This window comes from Niastella vici, from assembly GCF_002077945.1.
In the GTDB taxonomy this organism is placed as follows: Bacteria; Bacteroidota; Bacteroidia; order Chitinophagales; family Chitinophagaceae; genus Niastella; species Niastella vici.
Map to the genome: position 1 here is coordinate 632836 of NZ_LVYD01000124.1, position 18744 is coordinate 651579.

General features: G+C 46.2%; 14 protein-coding genes. 5 read left to right on the forward strand and 9 right to left on the reverse strand.

Going from position 1 to position 18744, the window contains the following annotated elements; all coding sequences use genetic code 11:
• The first annotated feature begins 23 nt into the window (after positions 1-23).
• From A3860_RS40170 to A3860_RS40180, 3 genes are all read left to right on the forward strand, one after another.
• On the forward strand, positions 24-1166 hold the full coding sequence (locus A3860_RS40170) for a medium chain dehydrogenase/reductase family protein (protein ID WP_216823624.1): 1143 nt from the start codon (positions 24-26) through the stop codon (positions 1164-1166).
• 2 nt (positions 1167-1168) lie between these two features.
• Entirely contained in the window at positions 1169-3763 is a 2595-nt protein-coding gene (locus A3860_RS40175; RefSeq protein WP_081156229.1) for an MGH1-like glycoside hydrolase domain-containing protein, read from the forward strand.
• Positions 3764-4368: 605 nt separating this feature from the next.
• Complete coding sequence (locus tag A3860_RS40180; protein ID WP_081156230.1) at positions 4369-4668, forward strand: hypothetical protein; 300 nt, start codon at positions 4369-4371, stop codon at positions 4666-4668.
• Between the two features lie 28 nt (positions 4669-4696).
• Here A3860_RS40180 and A3860_RS40185 read toward each other — a convergent pair whose 3' ends face one another.
• Positions 4697-5968, reverse strand: a complete 1272-nt coding sequence (locus A3860_RS40185) for a hypothetical protein (protein ID WP_143774492.1) — start codon at positions 5966-5968, stop codon at positions 4697-4699.
• A gap of 162 nt (positions 5969-6130) precedes the next feature.
• On the opposite strand from A3860_RS40185, the gene A3860_RS40190 reads away from it, so the two are divergent.
• A complete protein-coding gene (locus tag A3860_RS40190) occupies positions 6131-7348 on the forward strand; it encodes a tetratricopeptide repeat protein (RefSeq protein ID WP_158085507.1) in 1218 nt (405 codons plus the stop codon).
• Positions 7349-7493: 145 nt separating this feature from the next.
• Here A3860_RS40190 and A3860_RS40195 read toward each other — a convergent pair whose 3' ends face one another.
• From A3860_RS40195 to A3860_RS40210, 4 genes are all read right to left on the reverse strand, one after another.
• Positions 7494-7913, reverse strand: coding sequence for an ester cyclase (locus tag A3860_RS40195; RefSeq protein WP_081156233.1), 420 nt, complete (start codon positions 7911-7913; stop codon positions 7494-7496).
• 55 nt (positions 7914-7968) lie between these two features.
• Complete coding sequence (locus tag A3860_RS40200) at positions 7969-8865, reverse strand: helix-turn-helix domain-containing protein (protein ID WP_081156234.1); 897 nt, start codon at positions 8863-8865, stop codon at positions 7969-7971.
• Between the two features lie 22 nt (positions 8866-8887).
• Positions 8888-10105: a THUMP domain-containing class I SAM-dependent RNA methyltransferase gene (locus A3860_RS40205; RefSeq protein WP_245843733.1), complete on the reverse strand. Its 1218-nt coding sequence runs from the start codon at positions 10103-10105 to the stop codon at positions 8888-8890.
• Between the two features lie 166 nt (positions 10106-10271).
• The gene (locus A3860_RS40210; protein ID WP_081156235.1) at positions 10272-10625 is read right to left on the reverse strand and encodes a chorismate mutase; all 354 of its coding nucleotides are present in this window, start codon (positions 10623-10625) and stop codon (positions 10272-10274) included.
• Between the two features lie 369 nt (positions 10626-10994).
• Here A3860_RS40210 and A3860_RS40215 point away from each other — a divergent pair, with 369 nt between their 5' ends.
• Entirely contained in the window at positions 10995-11579 is a 585-nt protein-coding gene (locus A3860_RS40215; protein ID WP_081156236.1) for a hypothetical protein, read from the forward strand.
• A gap of 138 nt (positions 11580-11717) precedes the next feature.
• On the opposite strand, the gene A3860_RS40220 is transcribed toward A3860_RS40215, so the two are convergent.
• From A3860_RS40220 to A3860_RS40235, 4 genes are read right to left on the reverse strand one after another with little or no spacing between them, the layout of a single operon-like run.
• Positions 11718-14150: a glycoside hydrolase family 31 protein gene (locus A3860_RS40220; protein ID WP_081156237.1), complete on the reverse strand. Its 2433-nt coding sequence runs from the start codon at positions 14148-14150 to the stop codon at positions 11718-11720.
• A 10-nt stretch (positions 14151-14160) separates the two neighbouring features.
• A complete protein-coding gene (locus tag A3860_RS40225) occupies positions 14161-16059 on the reverse strand; it encodes an alpha-amylase family glycosyl hydrolase (RefSeq protein ID WP_081156238.1) in 1899 nt (632 codons plus the stop codon).
• Between the two features lie 11 nt (positions 16060-16070).
• Entirely contained in the window at positions 16071-17108 is a 1038-nt protein-coding gene (locus tag A3860_RS40230) for a SusE domain-containing protein (RefSeq protein WP_081156239.1), read from the reverse strand.
• A 19-nt stretch (positions 17109-17127) separates the two neighbouring features.
• Positions 17128-18741 (reverse strand): RagB/SusD family nutrient uptake outer membrane protein, encoded by a 1614-nt coding sequence (locus tag A3860_RS40235; RefSeq protein ID WP_081156240.1) that lies wholly within the window; start codon positions 18739-18741, stop codon positions 17128-17130.
• Positions 18742-18744: the final 3 nt, after the last annotated feature.

Genomic DNA, 18744 nt, shown 5'->3' on the forward strand with positions numbered 1-18744 from the left:
TATTCACTTCTAAAATTTCAGCTATGAAACATTCATTATTCTTTGATCTCGCAACAGGCGAAGCAGGCACAAGTATTGGTTCACCGCATATAGAGAACAGGACCATGACCTACAAACATATTGTTGTTAGCCACTATGGCGGGCCCGATGAACTTCATGTGGTTGAAGAAGCATATCCTGAGCCGAAAAAAGGTGAAGTACGGGTAAGGGTACAGGCCGCTGGCGTGTCGTTGCCCGACGTAATGATGCGTGAAGGTATTCATCCGGAAACGCCCAGGCTGCCTTTCACCCCGGGCTGGGATATAGTTGGAGTGGTTGATAAAGTAGGTGATGGCGTGTCTGGGATCGAACCAGGCCAGCAAGTGGCGGCGCTGCCCATATTCGGCGCGTATACTGAGGTTATTTGTTTGCCACAGCATTTATTGGTGCCGGTGCCCCAGGGGTTAGATCCCGCAGAGGCCGTCAGCCTCGTACTGAACTACATTACGGCGTATCAAATGTTACATCGTTCGGCCAGAATTAAACCAGGGCAACGTGCGTTGATCCATGGTGCAGCAGGTGGAGTTGGTACTGCGTTGCTGCAGCTTGGGCGCCTCGCGGGGGTGGAGCTATACGGCACCTGTTCATCGCGGGATATGTCGTTTGTATCCAATCTCGGCGCTACGCCCATCGATTACGAGCATCAGGATTTCGTAAAAGAAATTCAGCGTTTTACAGGCAACGGCGTCGACGCCGTTTTTGAAAGCATCGGTGGCGCTCATACCTGGCTTTCCCGTAAAGCACTCCGTCCTGGCGGGAAGGTCGTTGCTTTCGGTCTTACAGGATCGTTACGCGGCGGTCGAACGACGTTAGGTGGCGAAGGACGTCGTCATCGCTATCGTGCTATTAGCATCTTCCTGTGGTATATCTTTCTAAGCAGAATTCTGCCTGGCCGTAAGCGGGTAGTTCCTTACAGCATCCAGTGGCTGATGCGCCTGAAACCCGCATACTTTCGACAGGATCTCATTACCCTGTTTGAACTGCTTCAACAAAAAAAGATCAGGCCGTTTATTGCACAGCGATTCCCGCTTAGCGAGGCAAAACAGGCACATGAGCTGCTTGGAAAGGGAGGCGTTACAGGCAAGATCGTATTGGTGTGCAACGCTACTTCGAATGAAAATGCATAATTATGATGAGTGAAGAGGAAAGGGTAAAAACAGCCGGCTGGAAAAAATGGGGACCGTATGTAAGCGACCGGCAATGGGGTACGGTGCGGGAAGATTACAGCATCAATGGTGATGCCTGGAATTTCACAACGCATGATATAGCGCGTAGCAAAGCCTACAGATGGGGCGAAGAAGGCATTGCCGGTATTTGTGATGACGAACAGCTGTTGTGTTTTGCATTATCGCTGTGGAATAAAAAAGATCCTGTTCTGAAAGAACGCTATTTTGGATTGACCAACACAGAAGGCAATCACGGCGAGGATGTAAAGGAACTCTATTACTATCTGGACAATACCCCCACCCATTCTTACATGAAGATGTTGTATAAATATCCGCAAACACCTTTTCCATATATTCAGCTCCTTGAAGAAAATCGCCGCAGAACCAAACAAGACCCTGAATTTGAGCTCATAGATACCGGCGTATTTGATGACAACCGTTATTTTGATGTCATAATGGAATACGCCAAACAATCACCACAACATATTTTAATCCGGATTACCATCTATAACCGGGGCAGCGAAGCGCAAGCGATCAACGTACTTCCTACCTTATGGTTCCGGAACACGTGGGCCTGGGAAAATGATGTCTGTCAGCTTCAATTAAACGCAAGCGCTACCGGCCTCCTAGAAGCTTTTCACCCGGCTTTAGGGCAATATTATTGTAAAGCCGAAGGCTCACCCGAATTGTTGTTCTGTAACAATGAAACCAATACCATTCGCCTGTATGGGTATGCGGGGAACACAGTCTACTATAAGGATGGCATTAATGATTATCTTATCTACGGTGCAGCAAGCATCAATCCGGCAAAACGAGGCACTAAAGCTGCATTTAATTATGACCTTACTATTCCAGCCGGTTCACCGGCTGTTGTTCGTTTGTCGTTGTCGCAGGACCCGAATTATACGTTTGACAATTTTGATCAGATCTTCTCTTTACGAAAAGAAGAAGCCGATGCCTTTTACGGGGAAATTTTAAAAGAGGAGAAGAACCCGGATATAATCAATATCAAAAGGCAGGCGTTGGCGGGTTTGTTATGGAACAAACAATTTTATTACTATGATGTGCATCAGTGGCTGAAGGGCGATCCGGGAAAGCCCTCCCCCCCTTTGCAGCGATCACAACTACGGAACGCTGACTGGAAACACCTGCACAGCAAAGAAATACTTTCGGTGCCTGACAAGTGGGAATTTCCCTGGTTTGCCGCCTGGGATATGGCGTTTCATTGTTATACGCTGGCTATGGTAGATATTGAATTTGCCAAAAGCCAGTTATTATATATGGTAAACGAGTGGTACATGCACCCAAATGGACAGCTGCCCGCCTATGAGTGGAACTTCAGCGATTGTAACCCGCCCATTCATGCTATGGCCATTTGGGAAATTTATAAAGCTGACAAGCAGGCCAACCAGGGCAAGGGGGATGTGCTGTTTTTGGAAAAAGCATTTCACAAGCTTATGTTGAATTTTAACTGGTGGGTGAACAGAAGAGATGCCAGGGGCGATAACATATTTGAAGCCGGTTTTCTGGGGTTGGACAACATTGGCGTAATTGACCGGAATGCGGTGCTTCCTGGTGGCGGCTATCTTCAACAATCAGATGCTACCGGATGGATGGCTATGTATGCCCTGAATATGATCCGCATTGCGCATGAGCTTTTATGGCATAATCCTGCATATACCGAAATAACATCGAAGTATTTTGAACATTTTCTGTATATCGCCGGTGCGATGAATGGCGTAGAAGGAAATTTATGGGATGAAGAAGATAATTTTTATTACGACCGCTTGTTCCTGCCCGTTAACTTTTCTGTACCACTGAAGGTCAGAAGTCTTGTGGGCCTTATCCCGCTTTTTGTAGCAGAAACTGTTGCCGACAGTGAGATCAAAAAAGATGATTTTTTTGATAATCGCAGGAAATGGTTCGAGGAACACCGGCCCGATCTGGCGAACCTTGTTATGCACTGGAACAGGACAAATAAAGAAGGCATTCATCTTTATAGCCTGATGCGGGGTTTCCGCATGAAGATGACGTTAAAACGTTTGCTGGATGAAAATGAATTTCTAAGCGACTATGGCATTCGTTCCCTTTCAAAATTTCATTTGGAACACCCCTATCAATTCAATGGAAATGGACAGGTGCAGACCGTGAAATATGTACCAGGAGAAAGCGACAATAATATGTTCGGCGGCAACAGCAACTGGCGGGGGCCGGTATGGCTGCCTATGAACTGGCTGGTGATTGAAAGTTTACGACGCTATTATTCGTATTATGGAGATGAGTTCAAATTGGAATGTCCAACCGGATCAGGCAGGTATATGACGCTGAATGAAGTGGCCAATGAATTGAGCCGCCGGGTATTCCGGATCTTTGAACGAAACGAAGCAGGTATTCGTCCGGTATTGGGCCATTCAATAAAAATGCAAACAGATGAGCATTTTAAAGATCATCTATTGTTTCACGAATATTTTCACGGCGACACGGGCGTTGGTTTGGGCGCCTCGCATCAAACCGGGTGGACGGCGTTGATTGCCGCTTTTGCTACCCACGGGAAATAAAAAAGCGCCCGGTCAACTCCCTTTTATTACTGCTGATAACATAGCTGCAGGTACCTTCTTTATGGGGCATGTACCTGATCTTGTAGAAGCCATTACCATCGTGCTACCCTCCTGTTTTGGGCAACCACACCGCCAATATGGCCGTATTTATGTGTGCAATCATACCGAGGGATCGTTTTTACAAGATCGGAGTAATGAAGCGTCCACGACACGCATTTACAGGAGTATTCAAACATAAACTTTGAGACAGGCAGCCGTGGTTACAACTTACTCAACCATGATAGCTTAGCCCGGTATCATCGGGGTGAGAAGATTACTTTATTAATTACTAAAAACGACCTTGAAAAAAAGCTTAACCATGTTAAAGAACCTACGTTTCAAGAGAAACATTTTGGTTGGCCAACAGTACACATCTATGGTGTTGAGATAAACAAACACCCTATTTATTGGTCTGAAGAATATAAAGACGATGTTTCAAATTCAGAAAGCAGTAACGGAATATGGAGACTGATCGCAATTGGAGTGGCAATTTTACTATTCGTCTTTGGCTTTAAAATGTTTTCCAAATCCAGGAAGCAAAGAATCTAAAAATACGGTAACTGGCAATGAGAAAGAAAATTTTATTAATTATTAGCGTTCTTACAATTGTACTTTTCAGTTATCTCACAATTTCAACTGCAGAGATCAGGTCAGGATCTGATGGCGAAGACACTTACGGTTATCCGCTAACATTTTTCATCAGATTTAGTGGAGAGTGTGACCCTTGTTTGCCAGATGCACCTGAAACTGAAATTAATTTTTTGAAACTTTTATTGGACCTGTTGTTTGCAGCAATCTTTCCTATACTGGGCTGGGCATTTATTATTAAGGTGAAAAAGGACATTAAAAAGGACCTTAACAAATAAAAGCGGCATTAATGGAGCAAGTGAGCCACTACCCCTCCCGGCTTTTCAACCTCGCCACTACTAACATAAATGACCCAACAAACAATCCTATAGCAGCCAACCACAACAACCAGTTGTATATGGGACTGGCATTCCCCAACAATAATCCAACTCCCTGGATCAATAAAATTGTTTCCTGAAAAATGACAGCCCCTGCAAATACGAAAATTGCCGACCGAACAAACCGCTTTTCAATAGTAAATGCACCGGTGCTTATATAATTTGATAAAATATAAAAAGTACATAGCCCCAGAAAAACCAAATGCAAAAAGCCAATGATAACGGGCCGTAATCCAAAGACAGCATTGCCAAGACCCGGGAATAAGGTACCGGTTTGTAATAGTGATTTAATTACAAAGGAAAAGAGCGCTAAAAACCAAAGCCATCTTGCTATTAAAGATCTGTAGATATGCCTGATCGGAAATGTGCTGCCCACTTTAAATAAACAGATCAGGCAGCCGATAATCAGCACCGCCCCAAGAATAGCCAACGTTCTCTCCCAATTACCAGAATGCCATAATAATGTCAGAAAGAAAGAAGGCAAAACAGAGGCACACAATAACCAGGTAAACCATTTGGTGATAACCGGTACCTTATTGGGCAAACCAGTTGTATTGGCAGCAAAAAAAAGCATGGCGAAGACAGCCAGTGTGAAGAACCCGTTATACTGAAAATGCAGGTAAAAGTAAATAGCATCTTTAAACAAAATGGCATTTCCCGATTTGGAGGCCATCAAATAAGCCAGGGTAAATGGCCCGGCTGAAGAAATAACCAGGCATATAATAGAAACGAATGCCAGTATATACGCCGGCGGCCTGTTTTTAACAGTTAAGATATCTTTTATAAACACCCAACTATACCCATAGGTAAAGAATATAAATAAGGTAGAAAAAATTATGGCAATTGGGCCGTACCCCTGAAAAGGAAAAGAAAAAAGCATCCCCACAGCAGTAAAGAACATACCCCACAACATCCATTGATACCATGCACGTTGTTGATATGGCAATGGCACCAGCGTATGCGTGAACAGGTTTAAAAATGCCAGCGTAAGCCAACCGCCGAAAGCAAAATGAGAATGGGCATTAATTAAATTTCCATAGTTTATAAAATTCAGCGGGAATAAAATTTTGCTTCGCAAGGTAAAGCCCAACAACGCTACAATGCATAAATTCACCAATGATGTGGTGATCCAAAACTGTTTATTCTTCATGCCATAACAAAGGTGATCACTAAAATTAGCACTCACCTTGACGTTTGTCATGGCCCCTGGTGACTTCGCTCACCGTTCTAAAATCTTTGACTGCTAATGAAATTTAGCAAACATTTTAACAGGTACCAGGGTACCGTGCGTAACAATTCGTTATTTGCTGATCTTTTATTATATTGTATCGATTGTTGTGATGTAAGAAAAGACCGACCCTTTATGAAAATACGCATTGCTATTGCACTCATTGGGCTGTTGATCGCTTTTGGATCTTTTGCTCAACCTCAGCGGTTAGAGCACTACCGGCAACTCCTCACCGAAAAAGAAAAAATAAAAGGATTCGGGAAAGACACAGGGTATATTAACCTCCTGGCTAAATTTTCTACCTGCTTTTACGAAATAAATCCCGACAGCATGCTGTTCTATACGAAAGAAGTATACCGGTATGCCAGCAACATCCATTATGAAAAGGGGATACTGGAAAGCTATTGCTCAATGGGATATTTCTATTCCCTTACCGGCAACTACGCACAATCACTATCCTGGTACCAGCAGGCCCTTACCCTGGCCGAAAAAATAAACGACAAAGAGGTTGAACTCAATATGCTCAGGAATATCGGATCGTTTTACCTGAACACGGGAAAGGAAACAGCAGCAGCACAGCATTTTGACAAGGCTTATAAAATAGCCACAGACATAGGACATACTGTAGCCAAAGCCTACCTGCTTGTTGATAAGGCGGCCATCCCACTCCTGCACCACCAATATGACCAGGCACTGGCATTATACCGCGAGGCGCTACAGGTTATTAATGATCCCGACGGATATGTGGCCGCCTTTGTACGGGCCGATATAGCAAATATATTTTGTGAAAAAAAGCAGTACCAGGAGGCCATACCTTTACTCCGGACCTCGCTGGATTATTACCTTCGTACCCATGACAAGCTGGGCAGAATGAACACTATGGCCGCGCTGGCAAATGCCTACGGGGGGCTTGAACAAACAGATACAGCCATTTCATATGCCACGACAGGTCTTTCACTGGCAAAAGAGATCAAAAACATAGAAGGAATAAAAATCGGAGCAGACTGCCTGGCCGGTCTGTATGAAAAAAAAGGAGATTTCCGTAACAGCCTTACTTATTTCAAATTATATAAAGCCTATTCAGATAGTATCTTCAACGATGATACCCGAAAAAAGACAGCAGAACTGGAAGCTAAGTTTATTTATGAGAAAAAGGAAGCTCTCTTAAAACAAGCGCAGGCCAATAAGGTGAGAACGCTGCACTTCCAGATTGCGATAGCCCTTATTTCAGCTTTATTGATGGCAGTGCTCATCATTTTTTTCCTTTTTCCCAGGTGGTTACAACAGTTACCCTATTTCAGGAATCTTCCCCCGCCCGAAAAGTATGAAGAAAAAAAACTGGAGTATTTGTGATGGTGTTGCCATCACTTCAATCGCCACCGGGCTTGTGCGGGGGCAGTATTATATTCGTGCGGGCGGGGAGACATTGAGTTTTATGAAATTTTAATAGTATGAAAAAGCCCTGCAATGTTCGTTTTGGCAGGGCTTTTCAATGTGGTTATTTTTCCGAGATCTTCCTGATAACATCCGGAATATTACTGATGCCCCAGTGCTCTGCATACATTCCCTGGTGAAGCCGTATGATATCGATCACCTGAATAGTTACGCGCTTGTTTGAAGGGGGAATACCCATAAATTCACCAGTGTGCGTGGCATGAAAAACTTTTCGCGTCGTAACCTTGTCTCCCTCAGCTACCTGGTCCAATATTTCCACTTTTATATCAGGAAAACCCACGCGCAATACCTGTAAGATGAAATGGTGCATGCTTTCGGGGCCATTAGGCGTGTTTTCAGGCGCTGCATGATTAATGACATCCGGTGATACCAGTTCATAGAAAGCCCCGGCATTGCCCTGCTCGATCACTTCCCTGTTAAATCGCAGAACGATCTCCTTGTTTTTTTCAGTAGTAAATAGCATATCTGTAATATTTTATGCCATAAAACTACGATTCACCGAAAATGGAAGCCTGTCGTTAATCATTCAAAAACTGTGGCGGATCGTTCAGATATTCCAATTGAAATTCGCCGGGCGTTTTACCAAATACTTTCCTGAATGCCTGACTAAAACTGGAATGGCTTTCGTAACCTACTTCACTATATACCTGACTGGGCTTTTTATTGTGATAGAGCAGCAGCTCTTTTGCCAACTTCATTCTTTCCTGCAGGAACCATTCGTTGGGCGGTTTATTATATAGCTTTATAAACCGCCGCTTGAAGGTGGATATACTCATATGGCACAGGAAGGCAAGTTCGGCTATACTGATATTATTGGTAATATTTGTTTCCACCGCTCTTCGGATGGTGAGGTCATCTGAGTATCTATTTGAACCGGGTTGAAAGGATAATAACCGGGTTGGATATTTCTCAAGCAGGTACAGCCACAATTCTTCCAGCTTCAGCAACCGCATTTCTATTGAAATTTGCTGTTTCGATTGCAGGAGCAGCAATAAAGAATCGATAAAATTCCGGATAAAAGGATCCTTTGCGAAAGAAAGGTAAGATGATGGGGGCTGTTTTTTCACCCCTTTGATCGTATTTACCTGGCTGGCGTACTTTATAAAAAAATTAGTCAATAAGTCATTGTCGAAGAATATAAGCAGGCTGCGGAAAGGGGTTGTAGTTGCCAGATCCATGGAAGCCACACAATTGCCGGCCGACAGGAAATGGAATTCAGTATCCCTGGTGTAAACAGTCTTTTCTGCAAAATGCATTGTCTTTTCTCCGCTAATGACCAGGCTGATGGCGTTTTTGTGAAGGATCGCTTTATTTTTATAGGAACCGGGCGGAGGAGAATAATCATAAAAAATAATGCTATCCGAACGGTTTCCGTCTTCCGGCAAAATATCCTGTGGCAGGTTTATGATGTTCATATATTGAGACAATTACGCACTGTCAACCGCCTGAACCCTTAATCGTAAGAGGAGAAGCCGCTACTTTTGATTCAGAACGGGTTCCACTGTACAATTCATATTCCAGCAGGCGGCAGTCAATAATACTGGTATAAAATTCTATACGTCGTGTTGCTTTCAGGCCAATCTTCTTGGCAAGTTCAAGATTGCCGGTAAATACATAACCAAAGTAACCGCCGCATTTTTGTTTCATAAAGTCACCAATACGACCATATGTTTTTTCCAGTTCCGCTATTTCTCCCAACCGCTCACCGTATTCAGGGTTCACATAAAAGATACCGGGCACATTGGGCGGCACCTCTGTAGCAGCAAAATCACAAACGGCAAATTCTATCAGGTTGGCCACACCGGCGGCCACTGCATTCTTACGGGCATTCTCAATGGCTTTGGCGCTGTAATCGGTTGCGATGATCCGAAGACCTGGTATTTCTTTGATCTGCTCTTCCAGCCGGGCATCTTCCTGAAAGTATACCTGCTCATCATAACCCTGCAGGTGCATAAAAGCATAGTTGGTCCTGAACAAACCGGGCCTGCGGTTGGTTGCGATCATTGCGGCTTCAATAGCAATAGTGCCGGAACCACACATAGGGTTCACGAAGGGGCTCACTCTGTCCCAACGGGAAGCATAAATAGTGGCAGCTGCCAGCGATTCCAGCATCGGCGCCTGACCGGGTATTTTGCGGTATCCATGACGGGCCAGTGAATCACCCGAGGTATCAATAAAGACTTCGGCGTTCTCCTCTTTCCAAAACAAATGGATCACTGCACCTGTTAAAGCAGAACCGGTGGCGGGACGTGTTCCTTTTTTTTCGCGCAGCCTGTCGATGATGGCGTCCTTCACGCGCAGGTTGGCGTACATGCTGTTATTGATGCTGTCGTTGCTAACATTACTGGTAATGGAAAAGTAACCACCATCAGGTAAGATATTTTCCCAGGGATAATGGAGGAGGCAATTATAAACATCATCAGCATTACGTGCCTCAAAGGATTGAAGACTATACAACACCTGGCTGGCGCAACGGAGGTTCAGGTTGAGCCTGATACATTCATTCACCGTTGCTTTTAACTTTACACCGGTAACAAAAGTTTCTATCGGGTCAAAGCCAAGCTCCTTTACTTCCTGTTCCAGGTAAAGCATGGTGCGCTTATGACAGGTAATGGTAACAATCCCGGGGGTGGTGTAGATATTCATACTGCTCATCAAAGGTGAAGATAGTTTGTTTTACTAAATAAATTTTGTCAGTTCTTCCTTATAACCCCCGTTTTTAACCTATCGCTCCCGAAAAATTCAATTGAGCTACGGCCATAAAAAAACTCCACATTTCTGTGAAGCTGTGAATAAAAGAGTTATGCATATAACGGGTAATTTATTTCTTTAAAGCTTCCTGTTGCCGAATGCTTTCTTTATGAATTTCTTCGTAAAGGGCTTTAATAAATTCCTCCGAAAGTCCTTCCTCTTTACCGGATGCTATGGCTTTTTGGAGTACCTCATTGAAACGATTGGATTGTAAAACCTCCATTTTATGAGCCTGCTTATATACACCAATAACCCTGGCGGCGCTCATTCTTTCACCCAGAAGATGAATTAACTCCTTGTCGAGTTGGTTTATTTTGGCTCTAAAGATGGTCAGGGTGTCTGTTTGTGAGGCTGATTGCTGTTGTGCTTTTGCGGATATTAGTGCTATACCGAGTATGCCCGTTAAAAAAATCCTTTTTTTCATATTATAGGTTAATTAAATTATAGTGCAAACCTATGTTTTGTTTTTGACAGTTTAATAAAGGAGTAAGAGCCCAAAGCCCCTTATGGTTTATAAAATGATATTTGTGCGATAACGATCCGTGCAATGGACGGGATACAAATTTAAATCTTTAGCAAGCGCAACCCCGAACCAATATGTTCAAGATACCCAATCCCTTAAGCCAGGGAGAGGTATGCCCTGCTAAAAGGGTTATTTCAAAGCAGGCAATCAATTGTTAATGCTGATGAAAATGCTTACCTTAGAATATAAGACGACTGAATCCTCTCCCTTTTGCCTTTTCCTCCATCACTTTCTACCCTATTCATTTTTAAAAAATTTACCAATTACTTTATGAGAAAGATCTATCTTTTCACAACGATTGCTTTTTTAACAGCCTGCACCTCCAGCGCCGACAAATCAACAACAACAACAGAAGCGCCAAAAGCATCCGCCGATTCAAGTTCAGAAAAACAGCCTGCCCTCACGTATCCTTACACGGCCGATTACTCTTCCGATTTTGAGATCGGTGATGCAAAAAATGCCCAGACATTGCTTGAATTATACAAAAACTGGGACAACAACACCCTTAACAACTCAAAGAGTGCTTTCGCAGACAATGACACCATGTATTTTGCAGATGGCAATATGTTTGCCGGCAGCAGGGACAGTCTTTTTGTTATAGCTAACAAGATGAGAGGGCAAATGGGTACTGTTGTTGATTCTATTCATGCCTGGATCCCGCTCAGAACCAGGGATAAAAAAGAAGAATGGGTAGCGATATGGACCCGGGAAATTTCAACAAACGCCAAAGGTGTAAAGAAGAGCAAAGAACTGCACGAGGTATGGCGATTTGATAATAACGGGAAAGTTAACCTGGTGTACCAATACGAGCAGATGCCGCCCAAAATGCCGCCACCGCCAATGCCCAAAAAATAATAGTGCTGATACTTTTGATAAAATTGCACCATCCGCCAGCTGGCGGATGGTGCAATTTTTTTTACTGTACACTTGAACCCAATACGGCCATTGCAAAACGATGTTAGCCTATTCACAACCTGTAAACCTGCTCAACACTTACTGGTATTTTAGTACCATCTCCCCTGCCCCATTGCTTACAGTTATCGTTCTTATGATATGCCCTTCCGGCTCACTCGCATCGGCCTGCGGATCAAATTTTGAAACCGGCGTCAGCAATGATTCAAATTCACTGCCTGCCTTTTGCCCGCCTGCTATTAACTCATTCTCTCCAAAGCCATGCAACGCAAATTTTATAAACTTAAATTTCGATGGGTAATTGCCCTGTACTTTACCCAGTACAAGCTGTCGTGTAGCCGGGTCGTAGGTTATACTACGGCGATAGTAGTCGCCTTTCTCATAGTTATAACCCGTACCATCATCCTCATAGTACAGGAAGCTACTGCCTGAAGTACCTGCATACACATGTACCAATAAGGTATCTGACGGCAGCTCACCGGTATGCTGCACCAACGATTGCATCGGAACAATGCTACCCTCCCGCACATATACCGGCAATTTCGACATCGTCAGCGGCGCCACCAGCTCCTGTCCGCCTTTGATCACCTTGTCAGTATACAGATCATACCAGTTACCTGCCGGGAAATAGATATTCCCAAAGCCCTCCGATCCGGTAAACGGCGCCACCATAAACGCCCGTCCATACATAAATTGATTCTCGAAAGCCGGCCGATAGATCGCGGCATCATCCGTATAGTCTAACGCCAGCGTACGCATCAATGGCAATCCGTTTTGCGTGGCCTCGTAAAAGTTTGAATACGCATAGGGCAACAACCGGTAGCGGAGTGCTATATAGTTTCTCACTATCTCCATGGCCTGTTCACCATAAGCCCAGGGCTCGCCTGACTTAGTATTCACCGCTGTATGGTTGCGCATGTATGGATTAAAAGAACCTACCTGCATCCAGCGCACGTATAACCCAACAGAGGGATTACCAGTGAACCCGCCCACATCCATGCCCGTAAAAGGAACACCGGCCAGGCCCAGGTTACACAGCATTCTTACTCCCAGCAGCATGTGATCTTCTTCCGAACGGTTATCGCCCGTCCAGATGGCGCTGTACCTTTGCAAACCGGCATACCCGCTGCGTGTTAATACAAACGGCCGCCGCTTCAAATGCTGCCTGAACCCTTCAAAACTGGCCCTGGCCATATTTAACCCATACACATTGTGCATTTGCAAATGCGAGGCTGTTTCTCCTTCATTGTTAAATAAAACGTTGTCGGGCATCTTTTGCCCCCAGGTAGCAATTTCGTTCATATCATTCCAGATGCCACTGATGCCGTCACTGGCATATTTACCGATCTCCTTTTCCCACCAGGCGCGTCCTTTCACCCCTGTAAAGTCAGGGAAAGCACACCAGCCAGGCCATACCTGTCCGTTATAATCAGTACTGTCGGGGTATTTGATAAAAGCGCCTGCCTTTTTTCCCCGCTCATATACCTCATATCCTTCTTCCCGCTTCACGCCCGGATCAACGATCACCGTTAGTTTAAAACCCATCGCTGCCAGCTTTGCACTCATGGCCGCCGGATCGGGGAACCGCTGTTTATCCCAGGTGAAAACCTTGTATTTATCCATATAATGAATATCCAGCGTAATACCGTCGGCAGGGATCTTTTTCTCGCGCAATGTTTGCGCAATTCTCATCACTTCCGTTTCGGGATAATACGAATAGCGGTTTTGCTGGTAGCCCAAACTCCACAACGGCGGCAGCTTCATACGCCCGGTTAGTCCGGTGTAGGAAGTAATGATATCGGCTACCTGCGCGCCGGCAATAAAGTAATAGTTCATTTCTCCCCCGTGCGCCCCGAATGAAGAAAACCGGTCGGTACTGGCCCCGAAGTTGAAATCGGTTTGCCAGCTATTATCGAAAAAGATGCCGTAACGCAACCCGTGATGTATACCAATGTAAAAAGGAAAGGTAGCATACAATGGGTCTTTATCGGTACGGTATCCGAAGTTGTCTGAGTTCCAGTTGGTATACCCATTCCCCCGCTTATCGAGCCCGCCCGTTTTTTCTCCCAGCCCAATAAACCGCTCCCCTTCCTGCAGGTGCTTGTAGGTGGTTACAAAAGAATTTACCCATGATGTATTCAATCCCTGTTCGTCTTCATTGATAACACGCCCATCGCGCGTATAAAACGCCACATGAAAGGGCTTCCTTGATATAACTACCTTCAGCGAATCCGTTTGCAATGTTACCGCCTCCGGCGTTTGGTTAACGGCAATATGCGTTGCCACCGGACCATTGACCACCGCATAGGAAAAGTCCCTGCCCAGTGAACGCTGATCGAGCCGTACCCGCACTACCGTTGGGCTATATACGGTTACTTCCCCAACTGCATGTTGCATGTTCAGCACCAGTTGCTGCCCCTGCACCTTAATGGAAGTAATGTTGCCGGCACTATGAACCTGACCAAAACCTTTTCCTGTCAAAAACAAACCAATAACAAAAAGATATTTTCTCATTTTAATAGGGTTACTGCTTCAGCAGTGTATTACTGTAAATATGATATTCTCCCGGAGCCAGCGTTATGGAATAAGGCGTGGCCGTCACCGATAGCATTCCACCCGAAAGGTTGTCGTACCAGGCGCCCGATGCCGGAAAAGCAATAGCAGCCGTTTGAGCTACTACATCAAAATTTCCTGCCACCATTACCCTGGTACCATCGGAGCCGGTGAGCGAAATAGTTTTCACCGCACCATCCAGCTTATACGAATAGTTGGTGGTAGTAAAAACAGGGTTCTTCTTTTTCAGGTTGATTAGCTTTGCATAGGTGTTATACAACGCCAGCCGGTTGGCATCCTGCCGGTAGTTCCAGTAAATGGGCTTGCTACCCGTACGGCCATTGTAGTCGATCGTAACATCGTACCCCAGCTCACCAAACTGCCACAACATCTTCGGCCCGGGCGCAGCAAATTCAAACGCCGCAATCAGTTGTTGCCGGGCCAGCCCGGTAGCCAGGTCCCTGATATTGTACGCCCCTGAATAATTGCCATAGTGCTCGTTCTTATACTGCAGCCGCTCCTCATCGTGGCTCTCGATATAGGTCATCAGGTTATACGGCGTGGTAAATCCATGCGAATCGTAGAACATTCGTTTAAGGTCCCACGAACCACCGGCATCATTATACGACATGGTGGCCTGGCTGGCGTTCGTATTCAGGTTATTCCACATAATAGCACCGAGGCCGGCGAGCGCTTTCTCTTCCTGGTCAGCCGCAAAGTGTTCCAGGATTATATAAAAGCTGGCATCCAGGCTTTGCATGTACCTGATATACTTTGTCCAGATGGCCACGCGGCTGGCATCATAAGCCGACCAGGTGGCATCATTGCTGCCCGAATTGGTTTGGGTAAACCCTTTCGACTGATCGAACCGGTACCCGTCTATATGATACTCCTGCATCCAGTATTTCATTACATTTTGGCTATAGTAAACGGTAGCCGCACTTTCGTGATTTAGCTGATAGCCCACTGCATAGGGATGCCTATTCGTTTCATTGAACCAGGGATTTTTGGAAGAAGGACTGCCTGAAGCTGTTGCATACATCCTCACCATGGGCGATGAACCAAACTGATCTTCCAACACAATGTCCTGGATCACCGCTATGCCTCTGGCATGGCAGGCATCAATAAAGGCTTTATACGCATTGGGCGTACCATAGTATTTATCAAGGGCGAACATAAAGTTGGTATTATACCCCCAGGAGTCATTACCTTCAAATTCATTCACCGGTAACAACTCTATCGCATTTACACCCAGGCTTGCCAGGTAGTTCAGCGTATCGGTAAGCGTGGTATAGCTGTGTGTAGCCACAAAATCCCGCACCAGCAGCTCGTACACCACCAGGTTTTTAGGATCGGGCCGGGTAAATGAACCCACCTGCCAGGTATAGGCAGCAGGGTTTGCCTGCATCACGCTCACAATGCCCTTTGCCGCCGTACCGGTGGGGTAAGCCTTCAAATTCGGATATGCACCGCCGGGGACCGCCCCATCGTTATCGGGATCGAGGACCTTGTGCGTGTAGGGATCGGCCACCTTCAGCGTATCGTCGACCAGGTATTGGTACGCATATTCTTTAGCCGGGTCCAGGTTATCTATTTGCACCCACCAGCGATTGCCGTCGGTTGATTGCGTCATGGTGGTGGCCGTCCAGTTATTGAATTCGCCTGTTACCGCCACTGTATTTTTACCCGGTGCATACAAATTGAAAATGGCCGAGGCGCCACTGTTGATAAACGTTACGCCATCCGATGCTCCCGAAGGCACATCTGCCGTAGTAACCTGCTTCGCCGTGGTGAGCCCGGAATTTTTATTACAGAAGGTAAACCGGCTTGCAATAAGGCAAAGCAACACACCGTATAGTTTCCAGTTCACTGATCAATATTTTATTGTTTCACTAAAGTATATGTCAACGCGGTTGGGTTTATGGTGATCGTGTAGGTATCGCCCCCCGAAGCGGTTGCCGGGATGGTGATATTGGAGCCACCGGCGGAAAGGGTGCCCGTACCGGAGCCTGCCCCCAAATTGGTTCCCCAGTCGTTCTTGAAACGGAACTTGATGGTTTTGGTGCCATCGCTGGTCAGCTTCATGGTCACATACCAGGTATTGTTTGTTTTGTTCAGGTACATTTGGGTATCGGTACTCCAGCCGCCGGCGGCATCGCCAATAACGCTCCATTGCGGTATAAAGATCAGCGTGAGCAGATCGGTATTCAGCGTGAGCAGGTAGCCGCCAATACCCGGTGCGGTAAGGTTACCGCCCGATAAACTCACAGTACCGGATGTTGATCCCTGACCATAAGCCGAGGCCCAGTTCTTTGCGGACGTGATCTTAAACGCCAGATCGGAACCGGTGAAGTTGATAACGCCTGTATAAATGCCATTGGATGTTTCTGAAACCAGGCTGTCGGCCGAGGCAGGCGACCATCCCTGGTAAGCGCCCGGCACATATACAGAAGAAGCCGCGGAGAAAGGCGTTACCGTTAGCGTAATGGGATCGCTGTAAACAGTTACGGTAGACACCGTACTCTTCAGCCGCACCTGTACCTGCCCTGCAGCATTAATATGCAAGCCCAGCTTCATTGCCAGTGTATTGAAATTATAGGTGGTGTAAGACAATGTGGTGGCTCCGGCCCCCATGGTAACCGACACGGGTTTTGCCCAGTTGTCGCCAACGGAATCGAACTGCAGTTCATTGGTAATGGCAGCATCGTAACCGAAGCTGGCGCTTTTGATCGTAAACAACACGCTTGTATCTGCAGCGCTTATCTTCGAAACATCGAGTACAATTTTGGAGGAAGAAGCGGTTACTGCCCCGGCTGTACCATTGCCCAGGTAAGCGAGGGAACCGGTCTTTTTACAGGAGGCCAGCATCAGCGCCAAACCGGCACAAAATGCAGCGCAAAGTATAAATATCTTTTTCATATTGCGATTCAATCGTTTATTAGTATCCGGTGTTTTGTTTCAGGTTGGGGTTCACGCTCAGGTCGGCGGTAGGCAGGGGAAATAAATTCCGGTAAGAAGATACGCCCGTACCATTTTTCGATCCGCCTTTCCATGGCCACAGGTAAACTCCATCAGTAAACCGGTCGTAACGAACCAGATCGGTTCTGCGGAAACCTTCCCAGTACAGTTCGCGGCCCCGCTCATCGAGCAGGAAATTCAGGGTCATATCAGAAGTAGTGATCGTTCCGCCATTACCCGGTCCGTAAGCCCTTGTTCTTAATTTATTGATGTAGGTGAGCGCCTGTGAAGCATCGCCACCAGCGCCACCACGCAGGGTTGCTTCGGCATAGATCAGGTACTGCTCGGCCAAACGGAAAACGGGAATGTCGATGTCGGCATAATAGATATTCTTTCCTGCAACGCCATTCACATCTACATTCCGGTATTTGGTCATAGGGTAACCATTCGTATATACGCTTACGTCGGCAATGGCCTTGGTTTGACCATTCATCCAGTACTCTGCACGCGTGTCGGGATTGCCGTTGTTGGGGAACGCCGTGCTGGTGGGCGCCGGGAACAGATCGATCAGGTTGCCCGTGGCGCGAATGCCGGCCCATCCACCATCGACCCCGAAGTCGGAGGCTTTTTCCGTTCCGCCCACAGGTGCATGCGTCATAAACGTAGACCCGCCATAGTTCTGGGTGGCATTGCCATCGTAGTTGATGGTTAAAATAAACTCTGAGGTATTGTTGTTGTTATCGGCCAGCATCAGGTGCGTGTAATTGCTGATCAGGGAATACCCTGCATCTATCACCTTTTTTGAATATTTTACCGCATCATCCCAATTTGCCGTTCCCGTATATACTTTGGCGTTCAATGCCACACGAGCGATCAGCGCCCATGCCGCAGCCTGGTCGGCCCGGCCATATTCATTCTTCCTGGGAGCAATCAGACTGCCTTCCATATCCTTCAACTCGTTCATGATGTAGGTATACAACGAAGCCCTGTCAATTTGTTTGGGCGTTGCAGATCCCAATTGATCACCTTCGGTGGCAAAAGGAGGATTTCCGAAAACATCCATCAGCACCCAATACTGGTAAGCCCGCAGCAACCGGGCTTCCTGTTTGTAATAACGGATCATGGTTGCGCTATCACCCGAAATGCCCCTTTTGCTAAGGTTGGCATCGGAACACTGACGAATAAATTCATTACACAAAGTGATCTGATAGGTACTGCGATAGTACAAACCTGCCAGGAAGGTATTGGAGGCCGACCAGGTCATTGAATGAAAATCGGGTAAACCGGCATCGGCCCAGCTCACCACTGCCTCGTCGGTCGACAGTTCCTGCGCACACCAGAACAGGCGGAAGAAATCGGAAGTGCCTTCGTCGATGCCCGCAATATCGGCGCTGCCCGCAGGGCCATTGTTACCCGTAAGTGCAAACGCCGCATACACTTTTGCCAGTACCGATTTATAACCCGCTGCGGTACTGTACACAGCCGCTGAGGTTACCTGGTCGTTGGGTTCAAGAATTTTGTTTTTGTTACACGAAACCAACAGCGAAAAGGAGATTGCTGCGATGAATAATTTATTATTGGCAAATCGTTTCATTGT

Excerpts from the sequence above, each read along its gene's own strand:
- A3860_RS40170 (WP_216823624.1), top strand. The coding sequence starts at position 24 with ATGAAACATTCATTATTCTTTGATCTCGCAACAGGCGAAGCAGGCACA.
- A3860_RS40175 (WP_081156229.1), top strand. The coding sequence starts at position 1,169 with ATGATGAGTGAAGAGGAAAGGGTAAAAACAGCCGGCTGGAAAAAATGG.
- A3860_RS40180 (WP_081156230.1), top strand. The coding sequence starts at position 4,369 with ATGAGAAAGAAAATTTTATTAATTATTAGCGTTCTTACAATTGTACTT.
- A3860_RS40185 (WP_143774492.1), bottom strand. The coding sequence starts at position 5,968 with ATGACAAACGTCAAGGTGAGTGCTAATTTTAGTGATCACCTTTGTTAT.
- A3860_RS40190 (WP_158085507.1), top strand. The coding sequence starts at position 6,131 with ATGAAAATACGCATTGCTATTGCACTCATTGGGCTGTTGATCGCTTTT.
- A3860_RS40195 (WP_081156233.1), bottom strand. The coding sequence starts at position 7,913 with ATGCTATTTACTACTGAAAAAAACAAGGAGATCGTTCTGCGATTTAAC.
- A3860_RS40200 (WP_081156234.1), bottom strand. The coding sequence starts at position 8,865 with ATGAACATCATAAACCTGCCACAGGATATTTTGCCGGAAGACGGAAAC.
- A3860_RS40205 (WP_245843733.1), bottom strand. The coding sequence starts at position 10,105 with ATGAGCAGTATGAATATCTACACCACCCCCGGGATTGTTACCATTACC.
- A3860_RS40210 (WP_081156235.1), bottom strand. The coding sequence starts at position 10,625 with ATGAAAAAAAGGATTTTTTTAACGGGCATACTCGGTATAGCACTAATA.
- A3860_RS40215 (WP_081156236.1), top strand. The coding sequence starts at position 10,995 with ATGAGAAAGATCTATCTTTTCACAACGATTGCTTTTTTAACAGCCTGC.
- A3860_RS40220 (WP_081156237.1), bottom strand. The coding sequence starts at position 14,150 with ATGAGAAAATATCTTTTTGTTATTGGTTTGTTTTTGACAGGAAAAGGT.
- A3860_RS40230 (WP_081156239.1), bottom strand. The coding sequence starts at position 17,108 with ATGAAAAAGATATTTATACTTTGCGCTGCATTTTGTGCCGGTTTGGCG.
- A3860_RS40235 (WP_081156240.1), bottom strand. The coding sequence starts at position 18,741 with ATGAAACGATTTGCCAATAATAAATTATTCATCGCAGCAATCTCCTTT.